Raw genomic sequence first — 20,886 nt, forward strand, 5'->3', positions numbered from 1 at the left:
GCTCCCGGCGCATATAACGCCATTCGACCGTGCGGGTAGGCACGGCGAGCAAGGGACACCTCATGAAAACCGGAATCAACGCCCCCCGTGGCCTGGCCGCCTTCGGCCTGGCGGCCCTGCCGCTGGCGCTGCAGGCCCAGTCCACCGGAACCGATACCGACGAGTCACTGCGCCTCAATCCCCTGGTGGTCACTGCCACCCTGACGCCCCGTACCGCCGACCAGAGCCTCGCCTCGGTCACCGTACTCGACGAGGCCACCCTGCGCCGCCAGGATCCCGTCAGCCTCACCGACCTGCTGCGCGGCCAGCCGGGGGTGGATGTGACCACCAACGGTGCCTTCGGCAAGAACAGCAGCGTCTTTATCCGCGGCACCGACAGCGACCAGAATGTGCTGCTGATCGACGGCATCCGCCTGCGCTCGGCCACCACCGGTGGCGCTGCCTGGCAGTTTCTGGACCCGCGAATGTTCCAGCGCGCCGAGATCGTGCGCGGTCCCCGCGGCAGCCTCTACGGCGCCGACGCCGTGGGCGGCGTGGTGCAGTTGTTCACCCATGAAGCGGAAGAGGGCGGGCCTCACCCACACATTTCCGTGGGTGGTGGCTCCTTCGATACCCAGCGTTACAGCGCTGGGCTCTCCGGCAATAGTGGCGGCACCCGTTACAGCTTTGCCGGCAGCCATTTCAATACCGATGGCGTTCCGGTACGGCGTGGTGGAGACGACAAGGGTTACGACAATGCCTCCGGCCTGGCTCGCCTCTCGCATACCTTCGACGGAGGAGCCGAGTTGGGCTTGTTGGCATTGCGCGCCCGCGGCAATACCGAATTCGACAGCTTTGGCTCGCCTGCCAATACCGACTTCGTCCAGCAGGTGGCCGGTATCTACGGTGAGCTGCCGGTGACCGATAATCTGCGCAGCCGCCTGACCTGGAACGAGGCGCGGGACGAGAGCGATACGGTCGATGCATTCGGGTTTTCGGTCTTCGATACCCGGACACAGACAGCGCGCTGGGAGAACACGCTGAACGTCGGTTTTCATGAGCTGGTTGTCGGCATCGAGCACAGCGAGGACAGGGTCAGCGGCACGACGGATTTCGACGAGGACAGCCGCGACAATACCGCCGTCTTCGCCCAGGGGCTGCTCGATTTTTCCCCGCTTTCGGTGCAGGCCAGCCTACGGCATGACGACAACGAAGCCTTTGGCGATGAAGTCACCGGTAGCCTGGCCCTGGGCTATGAGCTGGACGCCCACCATACCCTGCGCGCCAGCTATGGCACGGCCTTCAAGGCACCGACGTTCAATGACCTCTTTTTCCCCGGGTTCGGCAACCCCGACCTGGACGCCGAGACCTCCGAGACGTTCGAACTGGGTGTTCGCGGTCAGTACCGGCATGCGTTCTGGGATCTGGCGGCCTACCAGACCCATATAGACGATCTGATCGCCTTTACCGAGCAAGGGGGACTCCTGGCACCTTTCAATGTGGATGAAGCCCGTATTCGTGGTGTGGAGCTGAGCACTGGCGCCGAATTCGATGACTGGACCCTGCAGGCGGCATTGACCTATACCGATCCGGAAGATCGCGAGACTAGCAACCGCCTTCCGCGGCGCGCCTCACAAAGCCTGCGCCTGGATGTCGATCGTGAGCTGGACGACTGGTCGCTGGGTGGCTCGTGGATCGTGCAGAACCATCGTTACAACGACGCCGACAACGAGGAGCGCCTGCCCGGCTTCGGGCTGGTCAACCTGCGTGCCGGCTGGCAGTTCGCCCCGTTCTGGTCGGCCCGCCTGACGGTCGAGAACGTGCTCGACAAGGATTTCGCGACGGCAAGGTTCCTCGATGGAGATGATTTCCTCAACGCCGGTCGCGCTGCCTTCGTCAGCGTTCGCTACGGTGCCCAATGATGATGCGGCGCCTGATCCTGCTGCTGCCGGGCCTGGCCTTCGTGGGCTTGGGACTGGGGCTGGTCGCGGGCACGGCCCAGGCCGAGGAGCGGGACCCGGTATGCGCCACCGACGACCGCGACCGCGAGGTGTGCCTGGACGCCCCGGCGGAGCGCATCGCCGTGCTCTCGCCGGGCGCCACCGAGCTGACCTACGCCGCCGGGGCCGGCGATCGGGTGGTGGCGGTGGTCGCCTTCAGCGACTACCCTCCCGAAGCCAGGGAGGTGACCTCGGTGGGCAGCCATACCCGGGTCGACCTGGAGGCCCTGGTCTCGCTCGAGCCCGACCTGGTGGTCGGCTGGGTGACCGGCAACCCCGCCGAGCAGCTCGAGACCATCGAGGAGCTGGGCATGGCGGTCTTCTATATCGAGCCGCGCGATGTCGAGGGGGTGGCCAGCGCCATGGAGCGCCTGGCACGGCTGGCCGACACCGAGGCGCAGGGGGAGCGCGCGGCGCGGGAGTTCCGCGAGGGCATGGCGTCGCTGGCCGAGCGCCATGCCGATGCCGAGCCGGTGACGACCTTCTACCAGGTGTGGGACGAACCCTTGATGAGCGTCAACGACGAGCACCTGATCGGCCAGGTGGTGGCGATGTGTGGCGGCGTCAACGTCTTCGGCGAGCTCTCCCGGCTGGTACCGCGCATCGATGACGAGGCGGTGCTGGCCGCCGATCCCGAAGTGATCGTTGCCGGTGGCATGGGGGAGGAGAACCGTCACTGGCTGACCCACTGGGAGCAGTACCCGAGCCTTGCGGCGGTGGCCCGCGACAACCTGTTCTTCGTGCCGCCGTCGCTGATCCAGCGGCCCACGCCCAGGCTGCTCGAGGGCAGCCGGATACTCTGCGAGAAACTGGAGGTGGCACGTGGGCGTCGCTAGACGGGGGCGGGCGACATGCGCCAGTTGAGCCTGCCATTGGGTGTGCTGCTGTTGGCCGCCCTCGCCGCCCTGGTGCTGTCGGTCGGCGTCGGCAGCGCCAGCGTGGCGCCGGCGGACCTGTGGGCGGTGCTGCGTGGCCAGGGCGACGCCCTGCCGCGCACCCTGATTCTCGACCTGCGGGTCCCGCGGTCGCTGTCGGCCTTCGCCACCGGCGGGCTGCTGGCGGTGGCGGGGGCGCTGATGCAGGTGCTGCTGCGTAACCCGCTGGCCGACCCCTATGTGCTGGGACTCTCCGGCGGCGCCTCGGTGGGCGCGCTGGCCGCCATGCTGGCGGGGCTCGGCGGTGGGGTGATCTCCGGCTCGGCCTTCGCCGGGGCGCTGGTCTCCACCCTGCTGGTGTTCGGCCTGGCCCACGGCACCGGTAGCTGGACCCCCTCGCGCCTGCTGCTCACCGGGGTGGTGGTGGCGGCCGGCTGGGGCGCGGTGATCACCCTGATGCTGGCGGTGAGCCCCGCCGATCGCCTGCCCGGCATGCTCTACTGGCTGATGGGCGATCTCTCCTATGCGCGCACCCCCTTGCCGCCGCTGGCGTTGCTGGGGGTGGTCTGCCTGCTGCTGATCCCCCTGGGGCGCAGCCTCAACGTGCTGGCCCGCGGGCCGCTGCAGGCCGCCGCCCTGGGCGTGGCGGTGCGCCCCCTGGAGTGGACGATCTACATCGTCGCCAGCCTGCTCACCGCCATGGCGGTGACCACCGCCGGCAGCATCGGCTTCGTCGGTCTGGTGGTGCCGCATATGCTGCGCCTGGTGCTGGGTAACGACCAGCGGTTGATCCTGCCGGCCTGTGCCCTGGCCGGCGGGATCCTGCTGGTCCTGGCCGACACCCTGGCGCGCATCATGATCGCCCCGGAGCAGCTGCCGGTGGGGGTGATCACCGCGCTGCTCGGCGTGCCCACCTTCCTCTACCTGCTCTACCGGAGCCGCTGATGAGCCGACTCGAGACGCAGGGACTGGTCATCGACGTGCCACAGCGCGGCGACGGCCGGGCGCTCGACCTGCTCCTCGAGCCGGGACAGGTGTGGGGCGTGCTGGGGCCCAACGGCGCCGGCAAGACCACCCTGCTGCATACCCTGGCCGGGCTGCGCGCGCCACGCCGCGGCGAGGTGCGCCTCGATGGCCGGCCGCTGTCTGCGCTTGCGCGCCGCCGGGTCGCCCGGCAGCTGGGGCTGGTGTTCCAGGAGCGCCTGGACGGCTTTCCCGCCACGGTGCGCGAGACCGCCCTGATCGGCCGCCATCCCTGGCTGTCTCCCTGGCAGATGGAGGGCGGCGAGGACCTGCGCCTGGCCGAGGCGGCGCTGGCGCGGCTGGATGTCGGTCACCTGGCCGATCGCCTGGTGAACACCCTCTCCGGGGGCGAGCGCCAGCGGCTGGCCATCGCCACGGTACTCACCCAGGCGCCGCGCATCTGGCTGGCCGACGAGCCGACCAACCATCTCGACCTGCATCACCAGACCGCGGTGATGGCACTGCTCGCCGAGCAGGCCGGTGCCGGCCACGCGGTGATGATGTGCCTGCACGATCTCAACCTGGCGGCACGCTGGTGCGATCACCTGCTGCTGCTCTATCCCGACGGCGAGGCCTGCTGGGGGCCGCGAGATGCCATGCTGGTGCCGAGCGCCCTCGAGCGACTGTATGGCCAGCGCCTGGCCACCGCCGAGGTCGACGGCGCCCCCGTCTTCGTTCCCGCGAGGCGACGGGCGAGAGGCTCCGAAGGTCCGTGAACTGGTCCTCCCCTCACTGAGCCAAGACGCGCGGGGATAGAACAGAGCGCCTGCCATTGCACCGATAGCCGTTGAGAAAACCGTCTAAACTTCAAACAATAACCTGCGACGGTGAGTGCGATGGAGGTTACCAGCCTGCTCAGTACCGATACGATCTGTCTGCGCCTGCATGGACACACCAAGTCAGAGATTCTCGATGAGCTGATCGAGGTGCTGACGAAAGCGGGCAAGCTGACCGATCCGAAAGCGTTCAAGGAGGCGATTCTCAAGCGTGAGGCAGAGTTTCCGACCGGACTCGAGAAGGGCATCGCCATCCCCCATGCACGCACCGACGCGGTCCGATCACCGGCGATCGCCCTGGGCATCGCGCCAAACGGCGTCGAATACGGCTCGCTCGACAATCAGCCTAGCCGGATCTTCTTTTTGATTGCCGAAACCGAGGCGGTGGCCGAGGAACATCTCGAAATCCTCGCCGCGCTGACCCGGCATATGCAGGAGTCGAACTATATTCAGAGCCTGCTGCAGGCGGGGAGTGCGAACGAGTTGATCAGGCTGCTGGCCGACGAAGCGCAGGCCGGCAATGCCGTCGAGGCTGGCGCCGACGCCACCGGGCCGGCGGCAGCAGCCGCCCCGCCGATGCCGCGAGTGCTGGCGGTGACCGGCTGTCCGACCGGCATCGCGCACACCTATATGGCAGCCGATGCGCTGAAAGTCTGTGCCGAACGGATGGAACTGCCGATCCGGGTCGAGACCCGCGGCGCAATCGGCGAGCGGGATCGCCTGACGGAGCAGGAGATTGCCGCCGCCGAAGTGATCGTCATCGCCTCCGATACCCGGGTCGATATGAATCGCTTTGCCGGCAAGAAGCTGATCAGGGTGCCGGTAGGGGACGCGATCCACGACCCGAAGGGGCTACTGGAACGGGCCCTGAGCGGAGAGGCGGCGGTCTACACCGGCGAAGGGGACGCCGCCGCGCCCCGGCCGGCCGCGACCCGGCCCGGCATCTACCAGCACCTGATGAACGGCGTCTCGAATATGTTACCGTTCGTCGTCGGCGGCGGCATCCTGATCGCGCTCTCCTTGATGTTCGGCGTCGATGCGTTCGACCCGGACAGCCCGAACTACCATCCACTGGCGGCCGCGCTGATGACCCTGGGGGGCAGCGAAGGCGCCTTCGGCCTGATGATACCGGTGCTGGCCGCGTTCATCGGCATGAGCATCGCCGACCGGCCCGGCTTCATGCCGGCGATGGTCGGCGGCTGGATGGCGGTGCATTCCGGCGGCGGCTTTATCGGCGGCATGATCGCCGGCCTGCTGGGCGGCTATCTGATGCTGGCCGTCAGCCATCTCTGCCGCAATCTGCCGCGCAGCCTGCAGGGGGTGGAGACGGTGCTGATCTACCCGGTGATCGGCCTGCTGCTGACCGGCGGCATCATGTACCTGCTGCTGATGCCACTGGCCGATATCAATAGCGCGCTGGTGAACTGGCTGGGCTCGCTCGGCATCGGCAACCTGATCCTGCTGGGCACCTTGCTGGGCGGGCTGATGGCGGTGGACCTAGGCGGGCCGGTCAACAAGGCGGCCTACACCTTCGGCATCGCCGCCATAGCGGCGGGCAACCACCTGCCCCAGGCCGCGGTCATGGCCGGCGGCATGGTGCCGCCGCTGGCGATGGGGCTGGCGACGCTGCTGTTCCGCAGCCGCTTCGGCGCCAACGAGCGGCGCGCCGGCAAGAGCTGCTTCGTGCTCGGCGCCTCCTTCATCACCGAAGGCGCCATCCCCTTCGCCGCCGCCGACCCGCTCCGGGTGCTGCCCGCCTGCATCGTCGGCTCGGCGCTGGCGGGCGGGCTGTCGATGTACTTCGGCTGCCAGCTGCCGGCCCCCCATGGCGGCGTCTTCGTCATCCCGCTGGTCCAACACCCGTTTCTCTATCTACTGGCGATCGCCTGCGGTTCGCTGCTGAGCGCCCTGTTGGTCGGCAGCCTGAAACCGCCGCTCGCCGTCGAAGCCCGCGTAAAACCGCCTCACTCATCGGGATCGTGAGATGGGGGCACTTATAGGGCGTGGCGGAAGCGCAGGATCCGGCGATCATCCTGGGGGTCGTCGAGGATATCGGCGTGCACGCCGAAGGTGCGCTGCAGCCTGTCGGCCGTCAGCACCCGCCGGGGTGTGCCGATGTCGACCAGGCACCCGGCATCCATCACGCCGATGCGGTCACAGTCCATGGCCTGGTTGAGGTCGTGCAAGGCGATGACCACCGTGACCGGCAGCTGCCTGACCAATTGGAGGATCGATAGCTGGTGACGAATATCGAGGTGGTTGGTGGGCTCGTCGAGCAGCAGGATGCTCGGCTGCTGAGCCAAGGCGCGAGCAATATGGACGCGCTGACGTTCACCGCCGGAAAGCGTGTGCCAGAGACGGCCCGCCAGATGTCGCATGCCGACATCATCGAGGGCTCGGGAGACGATGGCGTCATCCTGGTCCGACCACGAACGTAGCGGTGAGAGGAAGGGGGTCCGGCCCAGGGCTACCGCCTCTCGTACCTCTATCCGATCGAGGGTTTCCGCCTGTTGCTCGACGAAGGAGATGGATCGGGCGATGTCACGTTGCCGCATCCTGGTCATCGGCAGGCCGTCCACCAGGACGCGTCCGCTCTTCGGCCTGCGCAGCCCCGCGAGCACTCGCAACAGAGTGGTCTTGCCAGAGCCGTTCGGGCCAATCAGGCCGAAGGTTTCGCCGGCCTCCACCGCGAGGCTGACGTCGTCCAGCAACTTGTGCCCGTGGACCGTCCAGTCGACCCGTTCAGCGGCCAGTTTCATCGTATTTTCGTCCCACGAACCAGAATCATGGCGAAAGCCGGGGCACCGATCAGCGAAGTGACCACCCCGATCGGCAACGCCTGCCCCGGCACGAGGATACGCGAGAGGATGTCCGAGCCGATCAGAAAGACGGCGCCGGCCAGCGCCGAGGCAGGCACCAGACGGGTGTGGCGGCTGCCAACGAGAAAGCGCATGGCATGGGGAATCACCAGACCCACGAAGCCGATGGCGCCGACCTTGGAGACCATCACGGCGGTCACCAGTGCCATGGCGGTAATCAGGATGCCCCGGACGCTGCGCACGGCGATGCCCATCGAGGCGGCGCTGTCGGCGCCGAAGGTAAAGGCATCCAGCGCACGCCGGTGCCACAGGCAGATCAGTAGACCGCCCAGGGCGACGGGCAGCCCCAGGAGGACATCATCCCAACGAACGCCGGAGAGGTTGCCCATCAGCCAGAACATGATACCGCGCGCCTGCTCGGCACTCGCTGACTTGGCAATGATGAAGGCGGTGAGGGCATTGAAGAGTTGCGATCCGGCAATGCCGGCCAGAATGATGCCCCCCGCGGCCTGGGTACCGCGTCCGCCCCCGGTACCGCTGCTGGCAGCATGGGCGAGCAATACCACCAGGCCGAAGGCCAGACCCGCCCCGGCAAAGGCCCCGAGCGAGAGCGTCATGGCGCCGGCGCCGATCCCGGTGATGGTGACCGCCACGGCACCGGTCGAGGCGCCGGCGGAGATCCCCATCAGGAACGGATCGGCCAGGGGGTTGCGCAACAGCGCCTGCAGGACGACGCCCGCCAAGGCCAGCCCGGCGCCGCAACAGGCCGCGAGAATGGCGCGGCTGAGCCGGTAGCTCCAGATGATGCCGGCGTCGATTCGATCGACGGCATACCCCGCCCCCCAGAGCCGGTTGGCCAGCACCTTGAGGATCGTCTCGAGCGGGATCGACGTCTCGCCGATCGCGGTGCCCGCCATCACGGCGATGAGCAGGATCAGTGGCGTCAGCCAGGTCCAACGCCATCGGAAGCGAGCCGGGGATCCCAGCGCTATTGCCGAATTCATCGGTCGAAGGACAGGGTCGACAGGGCATCGGCCAGCGTCTCGAGGCCGAAGATCGTGCGCATCGTGGCGCTCATCGCATGGGCGTCCATTTCAATGATGTGCCCGTTCTTCACCGCTGCCATTTCGCGGGTGACGGGATCGCTGTGTAGAAACTCGTGCTTTTTATCGACAGCGTCGGCAGGGTAGCGGCGACGATCCATGTGGGCCACCACGATGACATCCGGATCGGCCTTGGCAATGGACTCCCAGCCGACGGTGGGCCACTCCTCATCGGACTGGATCACATTGCGGATGCCGAGCTTGTCCATTATATAGCCTGGCGCACCGAGCCGGCCGGCGACGTAGGGAGCAGCCGACAACTCCGGAGAAGAGAACCAGAATACCGCCGACAGGTCTTCCGGCAGCTCGAGACCCTCGGCGTTGGCGATAGCGCGCGCCTCGCGCGCCTCGAGGTCGGCCACCAGCGCCGCCCCGGCGTCTTGCACGTCGAAGATCGTGGCCAGCTCGTTGATGCCCTTGTAGACCGAATCGGGGGAGAAGGCGGCAATACGGGTGCCGTCGCCGCCGGTGGCATTGTCCTTGGTATCGCAATCGGCTGGCATGATGTAGGTGGCGATGCCCAAGTCATGAAACTGGCGCCGGGTCGCCACGCTGCCGGTGGGGCCAATGTGCCACTCATATTGGGTGGCGACGAGATCGGGTTTCTTGTTCACCACGGCCTCGAAACTCGGATCATTGTCGGCGATTCGCTCGATGTCGGCATTGACATCGCGGAACTGTGGCAATACCGGATTGAACCAGACCGAGGTTCCTGCGACCCTGTCGGCCAGCCCCAGCGCATAGAGAATTTCGGTGGCCGATTGGCCGACGGTGACCGTGCTGTTTGGTGCGGATTGAAAGTGGACTTCCATGCCACAATTGGTCAGCGTCAGTGGATAAGAAGTGGAGTCAGCCATGGCATGTGAAGCCGGGATAAGAGATAGCGTTGCCAATATATGACGAGCGACGTTCATGCTTTTATATCCGAGTTTTTGGGAAGAGGTGGCCGATCACGACATTGTGATTGTCGATCTTCATACCGTGTCTTTCATGGCCATGCCGCGATGATGTTCGCCTCGACCTCGGGGTGTTGATCGCGAGCGGCGAAGATCATGTGATAAAACCGCATGAAAAAACAAGCCCTGAGAGGCCCATGAGGATCGAGCCATCGGGCCGCAACCGAGCGTCCCCGTGCCTGCCCGGCGGGGTGCCCAGGCGCACCAGGAGTGCGGTGTGGCCGTCCCATGGGACGGAAGATAGCCATCGATTGCGCCTGTTGCGGCAATTGCTTTAGGATGGCCCGACTGAAGACGGGTGCCCCTGCCTGCAGGGGATAATCGGGAAGTATGGTGAGGCTGTACGGCCAAGTCCATCGCTGCCCCCGCAACGGTAATAAGCGAGTCGCCTGCGAAGACCACTGGCATGAGCCGGGAAGGTGCAGGCGTTGGCGTGATTCTTTCGAATGCGCCCTCCTTGAGCCCGGAGACCGGCCCGTCGTTTCGTTTCATCCAGTAACGGTGCGGTGGGCACCGGGGATTAGAGTGTGTCTGCGATTCCTTTCCTTCCTTTCCAACGAGCTTCCCGTCCCTGTCGGCTGCCGGCCAGGCGGTCGTGTGCCATCGCCCTGACGTCTCTTGCCGCTTTCATGCGAGGCCATGATGCCCGCCGTGTGTGAGTTTCCCTTTGCCGCCGTCGTCGGCCAGGATGCCCTCAAGACCGCCTTGCTGCTCAACGTCATCAATCCCCGGGTGGGCGGCGTGCTGATCAGCGGTCCACGGGGGAGCGCCAAATCCACCCTGGCGCGGGCGCTGGCGGCGATCCTTCCCGATGACGCCGAGGGGCGTCGGCCGCCGTTCGTCACCCTGCCGCTGGGCGCCAGCGAGGACCGCTTGACCGGCAGCCTGGACCTTCAACGGGTGCTGTCCGAGCGCGAGGCGACCTTCCACGCGGGCTTGCTGGCCAAGGCGGATGGCGGCGTGTTGTATGTCGACGAGGTCAACCTGCTGCCGGACACCCTGGTGGACCTGCTGCTCGATGTGGCGGCGAGCGGCATCAATATCGTCGAACGCGACGGCATCAGCCATACGCATCCTGCACGCTTCAGCCTGATCGGCACCATGAATCCGGATGAGGGGGAACTGCGCCCCCAATTGCTCGACCGTTTCGGCCTCTGTCTCGAGCAGGACGCGGCGCTGAGCGTCCGGGAACGGATTGCCATCGTGCAGCAGCGAGAGGCCTTCGATCGCGACCCGCAGGCCTATGTGGCGCACCATGAGGCCGTCCAGGCGTCACTGACCCAGCGTATCCGGCGAGCGCAGCGGGCGCTGGCCGAGATCACTACCGAGCCCTGGGTCTACGAGCATATCGCGGTGCGTTGCGAGGCCGCGGGTGTCGAAGGCCTGCGGGCGGATGTGACCTGGCATCGTGCGGCCCTGGCGCATGCCGCCTGGCGAGGGGCGTACACGGTGGACCAGGAGGACCTGGAGACGGTCGCGCCCTGGGTCCTGGCGCATCGCCGTACGACGCACCACACCCCGCCACCTCCGCCGTCCGGAACGCCGCCGCCTCCCCCGGGGAGGGGGGACTCCGGCGCCGACAGGGAGGCTTCGTCCGCCACCCCCGACCACACCGCTGCCTCGGAGGCCCAAGGGCAGTGGGGCGCCATGCCCCCGGTGACACAGCAAAGCGTGAGGGTGCCGATAGCGGAATTGCCGGAGCTCTCCGCTGGGACTCCCGCGACACCCTCGCCATCGACGCCGCCGTCCTCGCGAGTGCGCCGGGGGCACCAGCCGGGGCAGCGCCGGGCGCATGCCGAGGCGAAGCAGCCGGACTGGTTCGGCACCCTGATCGCCAACCGGGGGCACTGGCCCTGGCGACAACTGCGCTATCGCAAGGCCCGCACCGGGCGGCCGGTGTTGCATGTCATCCTGCTGGATACCTCCGCGTCTACCCTGGGCCAACGTCTGTTGGGCCGGGCCAAGGGCCTGGTCGACCGGCTGGCGCGCCAGGCCTACGCCGCCCGGGAGCAGATCGTGGTCCTGGGCTTCGGCAATGACGGCGTCACGTCGATCCTGCCACGGCGACGCGCGCCCAAGGACATGCTCAGCCGGCTCGATGCCGCGGATGGTGGCGGTGGCACGCCGATCCGCGACGCCGTCCTGCGGGCGGCGCGCCTGATTCGCCAATGGCGGCGACAGGACGCCGGCCTGCATGTGCGGACCTACCTCATCACCGACGGTCGCACCCGGCAATCCCTGGCCGGCCTGCCGTCACTCGGCGATTGCATCGTCGTGGATACCGAACAGGCTGCCGTCAAGCGGGGGCGGGGGCGTCAGATCGCCGAGCAACTGGGCGCCCTGTACCGGCCCATGTCTAGCCTAGAGTCCAGCCTGGAGGCCACATGACCGAGCGCGCCGAGATCCGAGCCAGGGACCGTTCCGATACGGAGGCAGGCCGGGGGCCGGCGCGGGCGGCCTGTCCCGCGGTCTTCATCGCCGCGCCGGCATCGGGGCAGGGCAAGACCACGGTGACAGCGGCGTTGGCGCGGATGCTGCGCAACCAGGGCAAGGTGGTACGGGTCTTCAAGACCGGTCCGGATTACCTGGATCCCCTGGTGCTGGCCCAGGCTTCGGGCCAGCCGGTCGACCAGCTCGATCTGTGGATGGCCGGCGAGGCCTATTGTCGCCAGCGCCTGTTTGATGCCGCCCTCGAGGCGGACCTCATCCTGGTGGAAGGCGCCATGGGCCTGTTCGATGGCGAACCGTCCAGCGCCGATCTCGCGGCCTTGTTCGACTTGCCGATGGTCATCGTCATGGACGTGAAAGGGATGGCCCAGACCGCGGCGGCGCTGGTGGCCGGCCTGGCGGGCTTCCGTGACGATATCCGCATCGCCGGGCTGATTGCCAACGCCTGCGGCTCAAAACGCCACCGGGAACTGATCGACGCGGCGCTGCCGGCCGCCATTCCTCTGCTGGCGGCGGTGGAGCGCAATGCGGCCCTGGCCCTGCCGGAACGGCACCTGGGGCTGGTTCAGGCCGAGGAGATCCGCGAGGACCTGGAAACCCGCTTCGAGGCCGGTGCCAAGGCGCTGCTGGCCGAGGGGCTGGCGGATGCACTCCTGCAATTGCCGCCGGTCGCCTTCGACGCGGTGCCCGACAATCACACGGCGATACTGCCCGCGCTTCACGGCCAGACCATCCTTCACGGCCATACCATAGGAGTGGCGCGGGATGCGGCGTTCAGCTTCATCTACCAGGCCAACCTGGACCTGCTGGAGCGGATGGGGGCGACCCTGCGTTTCTTCTCGCCGCTGACCGACGGATGCCTGCCCCCCTGCGATGCCCTCTGGCTGCCAGGCGGCTACCCCGAGCTCCACGCCGCGCCGTTGGCGGCGAATGCCGCCATGCGGGATGACATCCGCCGCTTCTTCGCCGCGGACAAGCCCATCCTCGCCGAATGCGGCGGCATGCTCTATTGCCTGGAAACCCTGACGGACTATGACGACCGGGCCCACACCATGCTGGGCCTGCTGCCCGGGCATGGCGCCATGCGCGGGCGGCGAGGCTGTCAGGGGATGCAGACCGCCGAGCTGCCAGAAGGGCCGATCCGGGGCCATGCCCATCACCGCTCGGTGTCGGAGGGCACCCCTGAGCCAATCGCCCACGGGCGGCGCCAACGCCATCCCGCGCCGGGGGAGGCCATCTATCGCCAACGACGGCTGACGGCGTCCTATCTGCACCTGTTTTTCCCTGACAATCCCGCCGCCGTGGCCCGCCTGTTTGAGCGGGACCCAGCAGATCATAGAAACTGAGGAACTCAACGGATGCGACTGAACAAGATCCCCGCCACGGTGGTGACCGGCTTCCTGGGCAGCGGCAAGACCACGCTGCTGGCCAGCATTCTGCGCCAGGTCACCGGCAAGCGCATCGCCGTCATCGTCAACGAATTCGGCGAGCAGGATATCGATTCCAGCCTGCTGCGCGGTTGCGCCTTGGGTTGTGAAGACGACTCCGCCGTGGAGGCCGAAAGCGGCATCTATGAACTGGCGAATGGCTGCATCTGCTGCACGGTGGAAGAGGAATTCCTGCCGGTGATGAAAAAGCTGGTGGCCCGCCGGGACGACATCGACCACATCCTGATCGAAACCAGTGGCCTGGCCCTGCCCAAGCCGCTGGTCCAGGCGTTCAACTGGCCGGAGGTGCGCCAGCATTGCACCGTCGATGCCATCATCACCGTGGTCGACGGGCCGGCCGTCGCCGCTGGCCGTTATGCGAGCGATGTCGACAAGGTGGAAGCCCAGCGCCGGGCCGACGAAAGCCTGGACCATGATCCCAGCCTGCGTGAATTGCTGGACGACCAGCTAAGCGCGGCCGACCTGGTGTTGGTCAGCAAGACCGACCTGCTCGAGCCGGCCGACAGGGCGCGGGTGGAAGCACTGGTGGCCCAGCGGGTGCCGGAATCCGTGAAAACTCTGTTTATCGATCAGAGCTTTTATATCAACCAGACTCGGGCCACGGATACGTCCCAGTTGGAAGCCCTGATGGGCATCGGCGCGGCGAGCGAGGAAAACATCGACCGCATCGACAACCACCATGATCGCCATCATGCCGAGGGGGCGCACCACGACCATGCGCACGATCATTTCGATTCCTGCGTGATTCGGCTGGGGGAAGTCGATGGCGACGCCCTGGCGGACAGGCTCCAGCAACTGCTGAAAACCCACGAGATCTATCGGGCCAAGGGCTTCGCGGCCATTCCGGGCAAGCCCATGCGTCGGGTGATCCAGGCCGTGGGGGAGCGCCAGGACGGCTATTTCGACCGGCTATGGGGGCAGGACGAGCCGCGCCGCACCCAGCTTGTCATTATCGGCAAGGCGCTGGATAGCGAGGCCCTGCACGCGGCCCTGGCGAGCGCCGAGATCGCGACGACCACCTGATGCACCTTTTCGCCGCCAAGCCCGGAGGCTTCGTCGACGATGAGGGCATCGTCGACCTGCAGCAGAGCCCTGCCGAGATCGTCATCCTGTCCGCCGCCGACAGCAGCCTGTCGGCCCTGGCGCAGGCGGTCGAGCGGCTGGTCTCGACGGTCGGGGACGGCTACCCGACGGTACGGCTCGCGAACTGGATGAACCTGGTCAAGCCCGCCGCCTACGATCTCTACGAGGATCGTGTGCTGGAAGAGGCGCGTCTGGTGATCGTCTCGCTGATGGGAGGGAGCGCCTACTGGCAATACGGCCACGAGCGTCTGCTGGCCTGGGCCGCTGCCGGCCAGGGGCGCCAGCTGATCCTGGTGCCGGGCAGTGACGAGCCGGACGACGCCCTGCTGGGCGAGTCCAGTGTGCCTTTCGAGTCGGCCCACCGAGTGTGGCGCTACCTGAGAGAGGGCGGGGTGGACAATGCCGAGCAGTTGCTGCGTTTTGTCGGCGCAGAGTGCTTGGGACAGCGTCTGAGACTTTCTCTGGACTGGCAGGAACCCAAGGCGATTCCCGCGGCGCTGCTCTATGCACCGCATGCCGCGAGCCAAGGGGAAGCGACGCTGAGCGAATGGCGGGAGTGTCGGGTTCCCGGGCGTCCGGTGTGTCTGCTGCTGTTCTACCGCAGTCATCTGCAGGGCGCCAATACCGCCGTGCTGGACGGCCTGATCGAGGCGCTGCGAGCCCAGGGGCTCGAGCCGCTGGCGGTGGCCGTGGCGTCGCTGAAGGAGGAAGCCTGCGTCGCCTTCGTCAATCACCTGATCGAGCAGACGGGGGCCATGCTGGTGGTCAACACCACCGGGTTTTCCGTCAACCGCAATCCGGACGACCTGGACGCCCTCGAGGTACCCGACAGCCTCTTCGTCGGACGGCCGGTGGTCCTGCAGGCGATCCTGGCGAGCAGTACCGAGGAAGACTGGCGGGCCATGGCGGCCGGCCTGCATAGCCGCGACGTGGCCATGCAGGTGGTCCTGCCGGAGATGGATGGACGCATCATCACTCGGGCGGTGGGTTTCAAGGCGGAAGCTCTCTACAGCGAGCGCTGTCAGCTATCGGTGACCCGCCACGCCCTGCATCCCGAGCGCGCCGCCTTCGTCGCCAAGCTGGCTCGGCGCTTCTGCGACCTGCGCCAGACCCCGAACAGCGACAAGCGCCTGGCGCTGGTGCTGGCCAATTATCCCAATCGCGATGGCCGCATCGGCAATGGGGTCGGCCTGGATACGCCGGCATCGACGATAGAGATTTTGCGGGCGCTGGCCGCGGCGGGCTATCCGGTGAGCGACGTGCCAGACAACGGCGATGCCCTGATCCGGCTGCTGCAGGGCACCGTCACCAATGATCACCGCGTCCTGGATCAGCGCGGCTGCTGGCAGAGCATCGGGCTCGACGACTATCTGCAGTGGTTCCAGACCCTGCCGGAAGCACTTCAAGAAGCGGTATGCAGGCGCTGGGGGGCGCCGTCTGACGATCCCAAGTGCCGCCAGGGCCGACTGATGATCGCCGGGGTCCGCCTGGGGGAGACCTTCGTCGGGATTCAGCCGGAGCGGGACTTCATAGACGACCCGACGCAGACCTATCACGATACCGAACTGGTGCCGCCCCACAGTTACCTGGCGTTCTATCTCTGGCTGCGCGATCACTACCGGGTGGATGCGGTGGTCCATGTCGGCAAACACGGCAATCTGGAATGGCTGCCGGGCAAGAGCACGGCACTGAGCGCCGATTGCTGGCCGGAGATCGCCCTGGGGCCGGTGCCGCATTTCTATCCGTTCATCGTCAACGATCCGGGCGAAGGCGCCCAGGCCAAGCGTCGCAGCCAGGCCGTCATCATCGATCACCTGATGCCGCCGCTGGCCCGTGCCGAGCTCTACGGTGCCATGGCGGAACTGGAAGCGCTGACCGACGAGTATTACCAGGCCCTGGGCATGGATCCGCGGCGTGAGGCGCTGCTGCGCGAGCGGATCCTGGAGCATCTGCGCCGCACCGGTATCGACCAGGAGCTGGCGCAGACGGTAGAGGACACGGATGACGAGCGCCTGCTCAACGAGCTGGACACCTATCTGTGCGATATCAAGGAAGCCCAGATCCGCCATGGCTTGCACGTGCTGGGCACCCTGCCGCCGCAGGACAAGCTGGCGGGGACCCTGGTCGCCATCCTGAGACTGCCTCGGGGAGAGGGGCCGGCCCATCGCGGTCTGTTGCACAACCTGGCGGACGACCTGGGGTTGCAGGAAGAGGGCGGGCACTTCGATCCCCTGACGGCCGGGGCCGAACCCTGGACCGGCCCGAGGCCACCGGTCCTGACCGAGCTGGAGGCGTCCGCCTGGCGCACCGGCGCCGATACCCGTGAGCGTCTGGAACGGCTCGCCCATCGGCTGGTGACCGACTACGTCCTGGCGCCGGGCTGCCTGGCCACCTTGGCCCGTGACTATCCGGCCACCGCGGCGCAGTGTCGCTATGCCCGCGAACGGCTCTGGGTCGCCATGCAGCGTGGCGCCGAGATGGAGATCCAGTCGCTGCTGGACGGACTTAACGGCGTCTTCGTGCCGGCCGGGCCGAGTGGTGCCCCCAGTCGCGGGCGGCTGGACACCCTGCCCACGGGGCGCAACTTCTTCAGCGTGGACAATCGCTCGATTCCGTCACCCGCCGCCTGGTCCCTGGGAGAGAAATCGGCGCGGGCGTTCGTGGAGCGTTACCTGCAGGACAACGGCGACTACCCGCGCCGGCTGGGGCTGTCGATCTGGGGCACCGCGACCATGCGTACCGGCGGCGATGACATCGCCCAGGCCTTCGCCCTGATGGGGGTGCGGCCGGTCTGGTCGCTCGGCTCGCAGCGGGTGATCGATGTCGAGGTGATTCCCGCCATGCTGTTGGGGCGCCCCCGCGTGGACGTCACCCTGCGGGTGTCCGGCTTCTTCCGCGATGCCTTTCCCAATGTCATCCGCCTGTTCGATGCCGCGGTGCAGGCGGTCGCCGAGTACGAGGAGCCGGGCAACGGCAACACCATTCGTGCGGCGGTACTGGAGCGCCGGCAGGAACTCGAACGTCAGGGCCGGTCGCCCGACGCAGCCGCCCGGGAGGCCGGCTACCGGATCTTTGGCAGCAAGCCCGGCGAGTACGGCACCGGCCTGAACCGGCTCATCGACAACCGCGCCTGGGACGGTGCGGACGATCTGGCCGAGGCCTACCTGAAGGCTGGTGCCTATGCCTACGGTCAGTTCCCGGAATCGGGGATCGCCGCGCGGGGGGCCTTCGAACGACAGCTCGAGGGCCTGGATGCGGTGATGCAGAACCAGGACAACCGCGAACACGACATCCTCGATTCGAACGGCTACTACGAGTTCCAGGGTGGCATGGCCAACGCCAGCCGTTCCCTCGCTGGGCAGGCACCGAGCATCTACCACGCCGATCACGCCAACCCGGCGCATCCGCGGATTCGGACCCTCAAGGAGGAACTATTCCGCGTGATTCGTTCCCGGGTGCTCAATCCCAAATGGATCAACGCCATGCGGGAGCACGGCTACAAGGGCGCCTTCGAGATGGCCGCCACGGTGGACTATCTGTTTGCCTATGATGCCACCACCGATCTGGTGGCCGACTATCAGTACGCCCAGGTCACCGAGGCGCTGGTACTGGATCGCCGCAACCAGCAGTTCCTGCGCGAGCATAACCCGGCGGCGCTGGAGGAGATGGCCGAGCGGCTGCTGGAAGCCGTGCAGCGGGGGATGTGGCAGGACCCTGATGAACAGGGGGCGGCCTTGCAGGATCTGCTGCTACGGATCGACGAGGCCAAGGAGACCGGGTCCCCATGATGAATAAGATGGATAAGCCGGCCGAGCCTCGCATCAAGAGCTGGTGTCCCGGGGCCTGGCGGCCCATGGCGACCGGCGATGGTCTGCTGGTTCGCGTACGCCCCCACCTGGGGCGACTCACACGGGAGCAGATGCTGGCGCTATGTGACGCGGCCGAGAACTTCGGTAGCGGCCTGATCGAACTCACCAGCCGCGCCAATCTACAGTTGCGCGGCGTGTCCGAGGCTACCTGGCCCGCCCTGATGACCTTCCTTGTCGAGCATGGGTTGGTTGATCCGGACCCGCAGGTCGAACGCCGGCCCCAAGTGCTGCTGGCACCGGACTGGCAAGAAGGCGACGCCACCCATGAGGCGGCCCGCTTGCTGCAGGCTCGCCTCGCTGAGATGCCGGAACTGCCGGACAAGATAGGCCTTGCCATCGATGCCGGTGATGCACCGGTGCTGGGCGAGGTATCCGTGGACTTCCGCATCGAGCGGTCGGCATCGGGCACCTTGCAGCCGCGGGCTTCGGGCGGCCTATTAGTCCGGGCCGATGGACATGCGCTGGGCACTCCCGTGGACTCTGTCGCTGCTGCTGTCGAGCACCTGGTGCGGCTGGCGCACTGGTTCGTCGAGAGCGGTGGACGAGAATCCGGGCGGATGCGCCGGCATCAGGCGCCGTTGCCGGTCTGGGCGCCGGCCTCGATTCGGCCCGCCGAGGCCGGCCCCCGCCCAGCGCTGGGCCACCATGTCCGGGGCCGGGTCGTTGGCCTGCCGTTTGGACGGGCGCCGGCCTCGGCACTGCGTGCCGCGATCGAACCAACTGCGGTAACCGCCGTGCGGGTGACGCCCTGGCGGCGCCTGCTGGTGGAAGGGGCTGGAGAAGGCGCCGCATGCGCAGGGGCTGCGTCGGTCGCTGGCCTGCTGAACGATGAAAACGATCCGCGCCTGGCCATGCAAGCGTGTCCGGGCGCCCCCCACTGCGAACAGGCGAGTGTCGAGACGCTGGGCCTGGCCGAACGACTGGCAGGCCGGGTCGAGGGCAGCGTGCATGTGTCCGGTTGTACCAAGGGCTGCGCCCGCCGACAGCCGGCTGGCGTATGCCTGACGGGGCGGGCCGGACGCTTCGACCTGATCGTCGGCGGTTGCGCCGATGGTACGCCGGTTGCGACCGGCCTCAGCGAAGCCGACCTCTTAACTTATCTGGAGAAGATAGATGCCTCACGTCTATGAAACAGACGGACCGGCCATCTACCGGGAGTCCTTTGCCATCATCCGGCGCGAGGCGTCGCTTTCGCGCTTCTCGGAGGAGGAAGAGCCGGTGGCCGTGCGCATGATCCATGCCGCCGGATTGGTGGAACTTGCCTCGCACCTTCATTTCCGCGGCGACGTAGTGAACCGGGCTCGGCAGGCGCTGGAGCAGGGCGCGCCGATCCTGTGTGACGCGCGCATGGTCTCCGAGGGCATTACCCGCAAGCGCCTGCCGGCGGACAACGCCATACTCTGCACCCTGCACGATGAGCGGGTTCCCGGCCTGGCCCGGGACATGGCCAACACTCGCTCGGCGGCGGCCGTGGAACTCTGGCGACCTTACCTGGACGGTGCGGTGGTGGCGATCGGCAATGCACCGACCGCCCTGTTCCACCTGTTGAACATGCTGGAAGCGCCGGATTGCCCGCGCCCGGCGGCCGTCATCGGCTGCCCGGTGGGTTTCGTGGGCGCGGCTGAATCCAAGGAAGCCCTGTGGGCGAGCGCGTCGGTACCCTGTTGCATCGTGCGCGGGCGACTCGGCGGCAGTGCGGTGACGGTGGCCGCCATCAATGCCATGGCGGATCGTAGCGAATGAAGCAGGGAACCATCTACGGGGTCGGCCTCGGGCCCGGCAGCCAGGATCTGATGAGCGTCAGGGCGGATCGACTGATCCGCGGGGCGTCGCATGTCGCCTATTTCCGCAAGAAGGGCCGGACCGGCCATGCCCGCAGCATCGTGGAAGGCCTGGTGGCGTTTGATGCCATCGAGCTGCCGATGGAATACCCGGTCACCACCGAGATTCCGTTCGACGACCCCCGTTACAACGAGTTGCTGGCGGCCTTCTATGCAACGAGCGTCGCGCAGCTGACCGAGATCGCCGACGCGGGCCAGGATGTGGTGGTGCTGTGCGAAGGCGATCCGTTTTTCTACGGCTCTTTTATGCATCTCTATACACGCCTGCAGGGGCGGGTGCCGGTATCGGTCGTGCCCGGCATCACGGGCATGTCCGCCGCCTGGACCGCCACCGGGCAGCCGATGACCTGGGGCGACGACATCATGACCGTGCTGATGGGCACCCTGCCGGAGGCGACGCTGGTCGAGCACATCGCGCAGACCGACGCCCTGGTGGTGATGAAGATCGGCCGCAACCTGGACAAGCTCAGGCGGGCGCTGGCTCGGGCCGGCCGCGAGGATGAGGCCTGGCTGATCGAATACGCCACCATGCCGCAGGAGCGGATACTGCCGTTCAGCGAAGCCGGCGATAGCGTCCCTTACTTTTCCATCCTGGTGATCCACGGCCACGGGAGGCGACCATGAGAGATCCCAGGGTTGGGAAGGATAGCTGGGACAAGGATGGCT

The 20,886-nt window shown here is 67.1% G+C and carries 15 protein-coding genes and 1 riboswitch; of the genes, 12 read left to right on the plus strand and 3 right to left on the minus strand.

Going from position 1 to position 20,886, the window contains the following annotated elements; translation table 11 throughout:
- Nucleotides 1-62 precede the first annotated feature (62 nt).
- The 5 genes from MKP05_RS00135 (at nucleotide 63) to MKP05_RS00155 (ending at nucleotide 6,636) form a co-directional block, all read left to right on the plus strand.
- Nucleotides 63-1,901 carry a TonB-dependent receptor domain-containing protein gene (locus MKP05_RS00135; RefSeq protein ID WP_240566515.1) on the plus strand — a complete coding sequence of 613 codons (1,839 nt, stop codon included), beginning with the start codon at nucleotides 63-65 and terminating at the stop codon, nucleotides 1,899-1,901.
- Nucleotides 1,898-2,815 (plus strand): cobalamin-binding protein, encoded by a 918-nt coding sequence (locus MKP05_RS00140; protein ID WP_439108960.1) that lies wholly within the window; start codon nucleotides 1,898-1,900, stop codon nucleotides 2,813-2,815. The genes MKP05_RS00135 and MKP05_RS00140 overlap by 4 nt, the downstream gene beginning before the upstream one ends.
- Before the next feature lie 15 nt (nucleotides 2,816-2,830).
- Complete coding sequence (locus MKP05_RS00145; protein WP_240566517.1) at nucleotides 2,831-3,799, plus strand: FecCD family ABC transporter permease; 969 nt, start codon at nucleotides 2,831-2,833, stop codon at nucleotides 3,797-3,799.
- Nucleotides 3,799-4,593, plus strand: coding sequence for an ABC transporter ATP-binding protein (locus tag MKP05_RS00150; RefSeq protein WP_240566518.1), 795 nt, complete (start codon nucleotides 3,799-3,801; stop codon nucleotides 4,591-4,593). Before MKP05_RS00145 ends, MKP05_RS00150 begins: the two co-directional genes overlap by 1 nt.
- Before the next feature lie 120 nt (nucleotides 4,594-4,713).
- Nucleotides 4,714-6,636 carry a PTS fructose transporter subunit IIABC gene (locus MKP05_RS00155; RefSeq protein WP_240566519.1) on the plus strand — a complete coding sequence of 641 codons (1,923 nt, stop codon included), beginning with the start codon at nucleotides 4,714-4,716 and terminating at the stop codon, nucleotides 6,634-6,636.
- An 11-nt stretch (nucleotides 6,637-6,647) separates the two neighbouring features.
- Here MKP05_RS00155 and MKP05_RS00160 read toward each other — a convergent pair whose 3' ends face one another.
- From MKP05_RS00160 to MKP05_RS00170, 3 genes are read right to left on the minus strand one after another with little or no spacing between them, the layout of a single operon-like run.
- A complete protein-coding gene (locus MKP05_RS00160) occupies nucleotides 6,648-7,412 on the minus strand; it encodes an ABC transporter ATP-binding protein (protein ID WP_240566520.1) in 765 nt (254 codons plus the stop codon).
- Nucleotides 7,409-8,476, minus strand: coding sequence for a FecCD family ABC transporter permease (locus MKP05_RS00165; RefSeq protein ID WP_240566522.1), 1,068 nt, complete (start codon nucleotides 8,474-8,476; stop codon nucleotides 7,409-7,411). The genes MKP05_RS00160 and MKP05_RS00165 overlap by 4 nt, the downstream gene beginning before the upstream one ends.
- Nucleotides 8,473-9,489 (minus strand): ABC transporter substrate-binding protein, encoded by a 1,017-nt coding sequence (locus tag MKP05_RS00170; RefSeq protein ID WP_240566524.1) that lies wholly within the window; start codon nucleotides 9,487-9,489, stop codon nucleotides 8,473-8,475. The genes MKP05_RS00165 and MKP05_RS00170 overlap by 4 nt, the downstream gene beginning before the upstream one ends.
- Before the next feature lie 321 nt (nucleotides 9,490-9,810).
- A riboswitch (cobalamin riboswitch) is annotated at nucleotides 9,811-10,024 on the plus strand.
- 149 nt (nucleotides 10,025-10,173) lie between these two features.
- Between MKP05_RS00170 and MKP05_RS00175 the strand changes: the two genes are divergently transcribed.
- Genes MKP05_RS00175 through MKP05_RS00205 form a run of 7 tightly spaced genes read left to right on the plus strand, consistent with a single transcriptional unit; the run spans nucleotide 10,174 to nucleotide 20,844 of the window.
- Nucleotides 10,174-11,919 (plus strand): AAA family ATPase, encoded by a 1,746-nt coding sequence (locus MKP05_RS00175; protein WP_240566526.1) that lies wholly within the window; start codon nucleotides 10,174-10,176, stop codon nucleotides 11,917-11,919.
- Nucleotides 11,916-13,325, plus strand: coding sequence for a cobyrinic acid a,c-diamide synthase CobB (locus tag MKP05_RS00180; protein WP_240566528.1), 1,410 nt, complete (start codon nucleotides 11,916-11,918; stop codon nucleotides 13,323-13,325). The genes MKP05_RS00175 and MKP05_RS00180 overlap by 4 nt, the downstream gene beginning before the upstream one ends.
- 12 nt (nucleotides 13,326-13,337) lie before the next feature.
- Nucleotides 13,338-14,450 carry a cobalamin biosynthesis protein CobW gene (gene cobW / locus MKP05_RS00185; protein WP_240566529.1) on the plus strand — a complete coding sequence of 371 codons (1,113 nt, stop codon included), beginning with the start codon at nucleotides 13,338-13,340 and terminating at the stop codon, nucleotides 14,448-14,450.
- A complete protein-coding gene (cobN, locus tag MKP05_RS00190) occupies nucleotides 14,450-18,298 on the plus strand; it encodes a cobaltochelatase subunit CobN (protein ID WP_240566531.1) in 3,849 nt (1,282 codons plus the stop codon). The genes cobW and cobN overlap by 1 nt, the downstream gene beginning before the upstream one ends.
- Complete coding sequence (locus tag MKP05_RS00195) at nucleotides 18,295-19,509, plus strand: ferredoxin-like domain-containing protein (RefSeq protein ID WP_240566533.1); 1,215 nt, start codon at nucleotides 18,295-18,297, stop codon at nucleotides 19,507-19,509. The genes cobN and MKP05_RS00195 overlap by 4 nt, the downstream gene beginning before the upstream one ends.
- Nucleotides 19,493-20,122, plus strand: a complete 630-nt coding sequence (locus MKP05_RS00200; protein ID WP_240566535.1) for a precorrin-8X methylmutase — start codon at nucleotides 19,493-19,495, stop codon at nucleotides 20,120-20,122. Before MKP05_RS00195 ends, MKP05_RS00200 begins: the two co-directional genes overlap by 17 nt.
- Nucleotides 20,119-20,844, plus strand: coding sequence for a precorrin-2 C(20)-methyltransferase (locus MKP05_RS00205; protein WP_240566537.1), 726 nt, complete (start codon nucleotides 20,119-20,121; stop codon nucleotides 20,842-20,844). The genes MKP05_RS00200 and MKP05_RS00205 overlap by 4 nt, the downstream gene beginning before the upstream one ends.
- Nucleotides 20,845-20,886: the final 42 nt, after the last annotated feature.

Origin of the sequence: Halomonas flagellata, from assembly GCF_022487945.1 — a bacterium.
Lineage (GTDB): Bacteria > Pseudomonadota > Gammaproteobacteria > Pseudomonadales > Halomonadaceae > Halomonas > Halomonas flagellata.

What these genes read in the sequence shown, in the direction of transcription:
- MKP05_RS00195 (WP_240566533.1), top strand. Translation starts at nt 18,295, where the DNA reads ATGATGAATAAGATGGATAAGCCGGCCGAGCCTCGCATCAAGAGCTGG.
- MKP05_RS00140 (WP_439108960.1), top strand. Translation starts at nt 1,898, where the DNA reads ATGATGATGCGGCGCCTGATCCTGCTGCTGCCGGGCCTGGCCTTCGTG.
- MKP05_RS00155 (WP_240566519.1), top strand. Translation starts at nt 4,714, where the DNA reads ATGGAGGTTACCAGCCTGCTCAGTACCGATACGATCTGTCTGCGCCTG.
- MKP05_RS00150 (WP_240566518.1), top strand. Translation starts at nt 3,799, where the DNA reads ATGAGCCGACTCGAGACGCAGGGACTGGTCATCGACGTGCCACAGCGC.
- cobW (WP_240566529.1), top strand. Translation starts at nt 13,338, where the DNA reads ATGCGACTGAACAAGATCCCCGCCACGGTGGTGACCGGCTTCCTGGGC.
- MKP05_RS00145 (WP_240566517.1), top strand. Translation starts at nt 2,831, where the DNA reads ATGCGCCAGTTGAGCCTGCCATTGGGTGTGCTGCTGTTGGCCGCCCTC.
- MKP05_RS00170 (WP_240566524.1), bottom strand. Translation starts at nt 9,489, where the DNA reads ATGAACGTCGCTCGTCATATATTGGCAACGCTATCTCTTATCCCGGCT.
- MKP05_RS00180 (WP_240566528.1), top strand. Translation starts at nt 11,916, where the DNA reads ATGACCGAGCGCGCCGAGATCCGAGCCAGGGACCGTTCCGATACGGAG.
- MKP05_RS00200 (WP_240566535.1), top strand. Translation starts at nt 19,493, where the DNA reads ATGCCTCACGTCTATGAAACAGACGGACCGGCCATCTACCGGGAGTCC.
- MKP05_RS00175 (WP_240566526.1), top strand. Translation starts at nt 10,174, where the DNA reads ATGCCCGCCGTGTGTGAGTTTCCCTTTGCCGCCGTCGTCGGCCAGGAT.
- MKP05_RS00135 (WP_240566515.1), top strand. Translation starts at nt 63, where the DNA reads ATGAAAACCGGAATCAACGCCCCCCGTGGCCTGGCCGCCTTCGGCCTG.
- cobN (WP_240566531.1), top strand. Translation starts at nt 14,450, where the DNA reads ATGCACCTTTTCGCCGCCAAGCCCGGAGGCTTCGTCGACGATGAGGGC.
- MKP05_RS00205 (WP_240566537.1), top strand. Translation starts at nt 20,119, where the DNA reads ATGAAGCAGGGAACCATCTACGGGGTCGGCCTCGGGCCCGGCAGCCAG.
- MKP05_RS00160 (WP_240566520.1), bottom strand. Translation starts at nt 7,412, where the DNA reads ATGAAACTGGCCGCTGAACGGGTCGACTGGACGGTCCACGGGCACAAG.
- MKP05_RS00165 (WP_240566522.1), bottom strand. Translation starts at nt 8,476, where the DNA reads ATGAATTCGGCAATAGCGCTGGGATCCCCGGCTCGCTTCCGATGGCGT.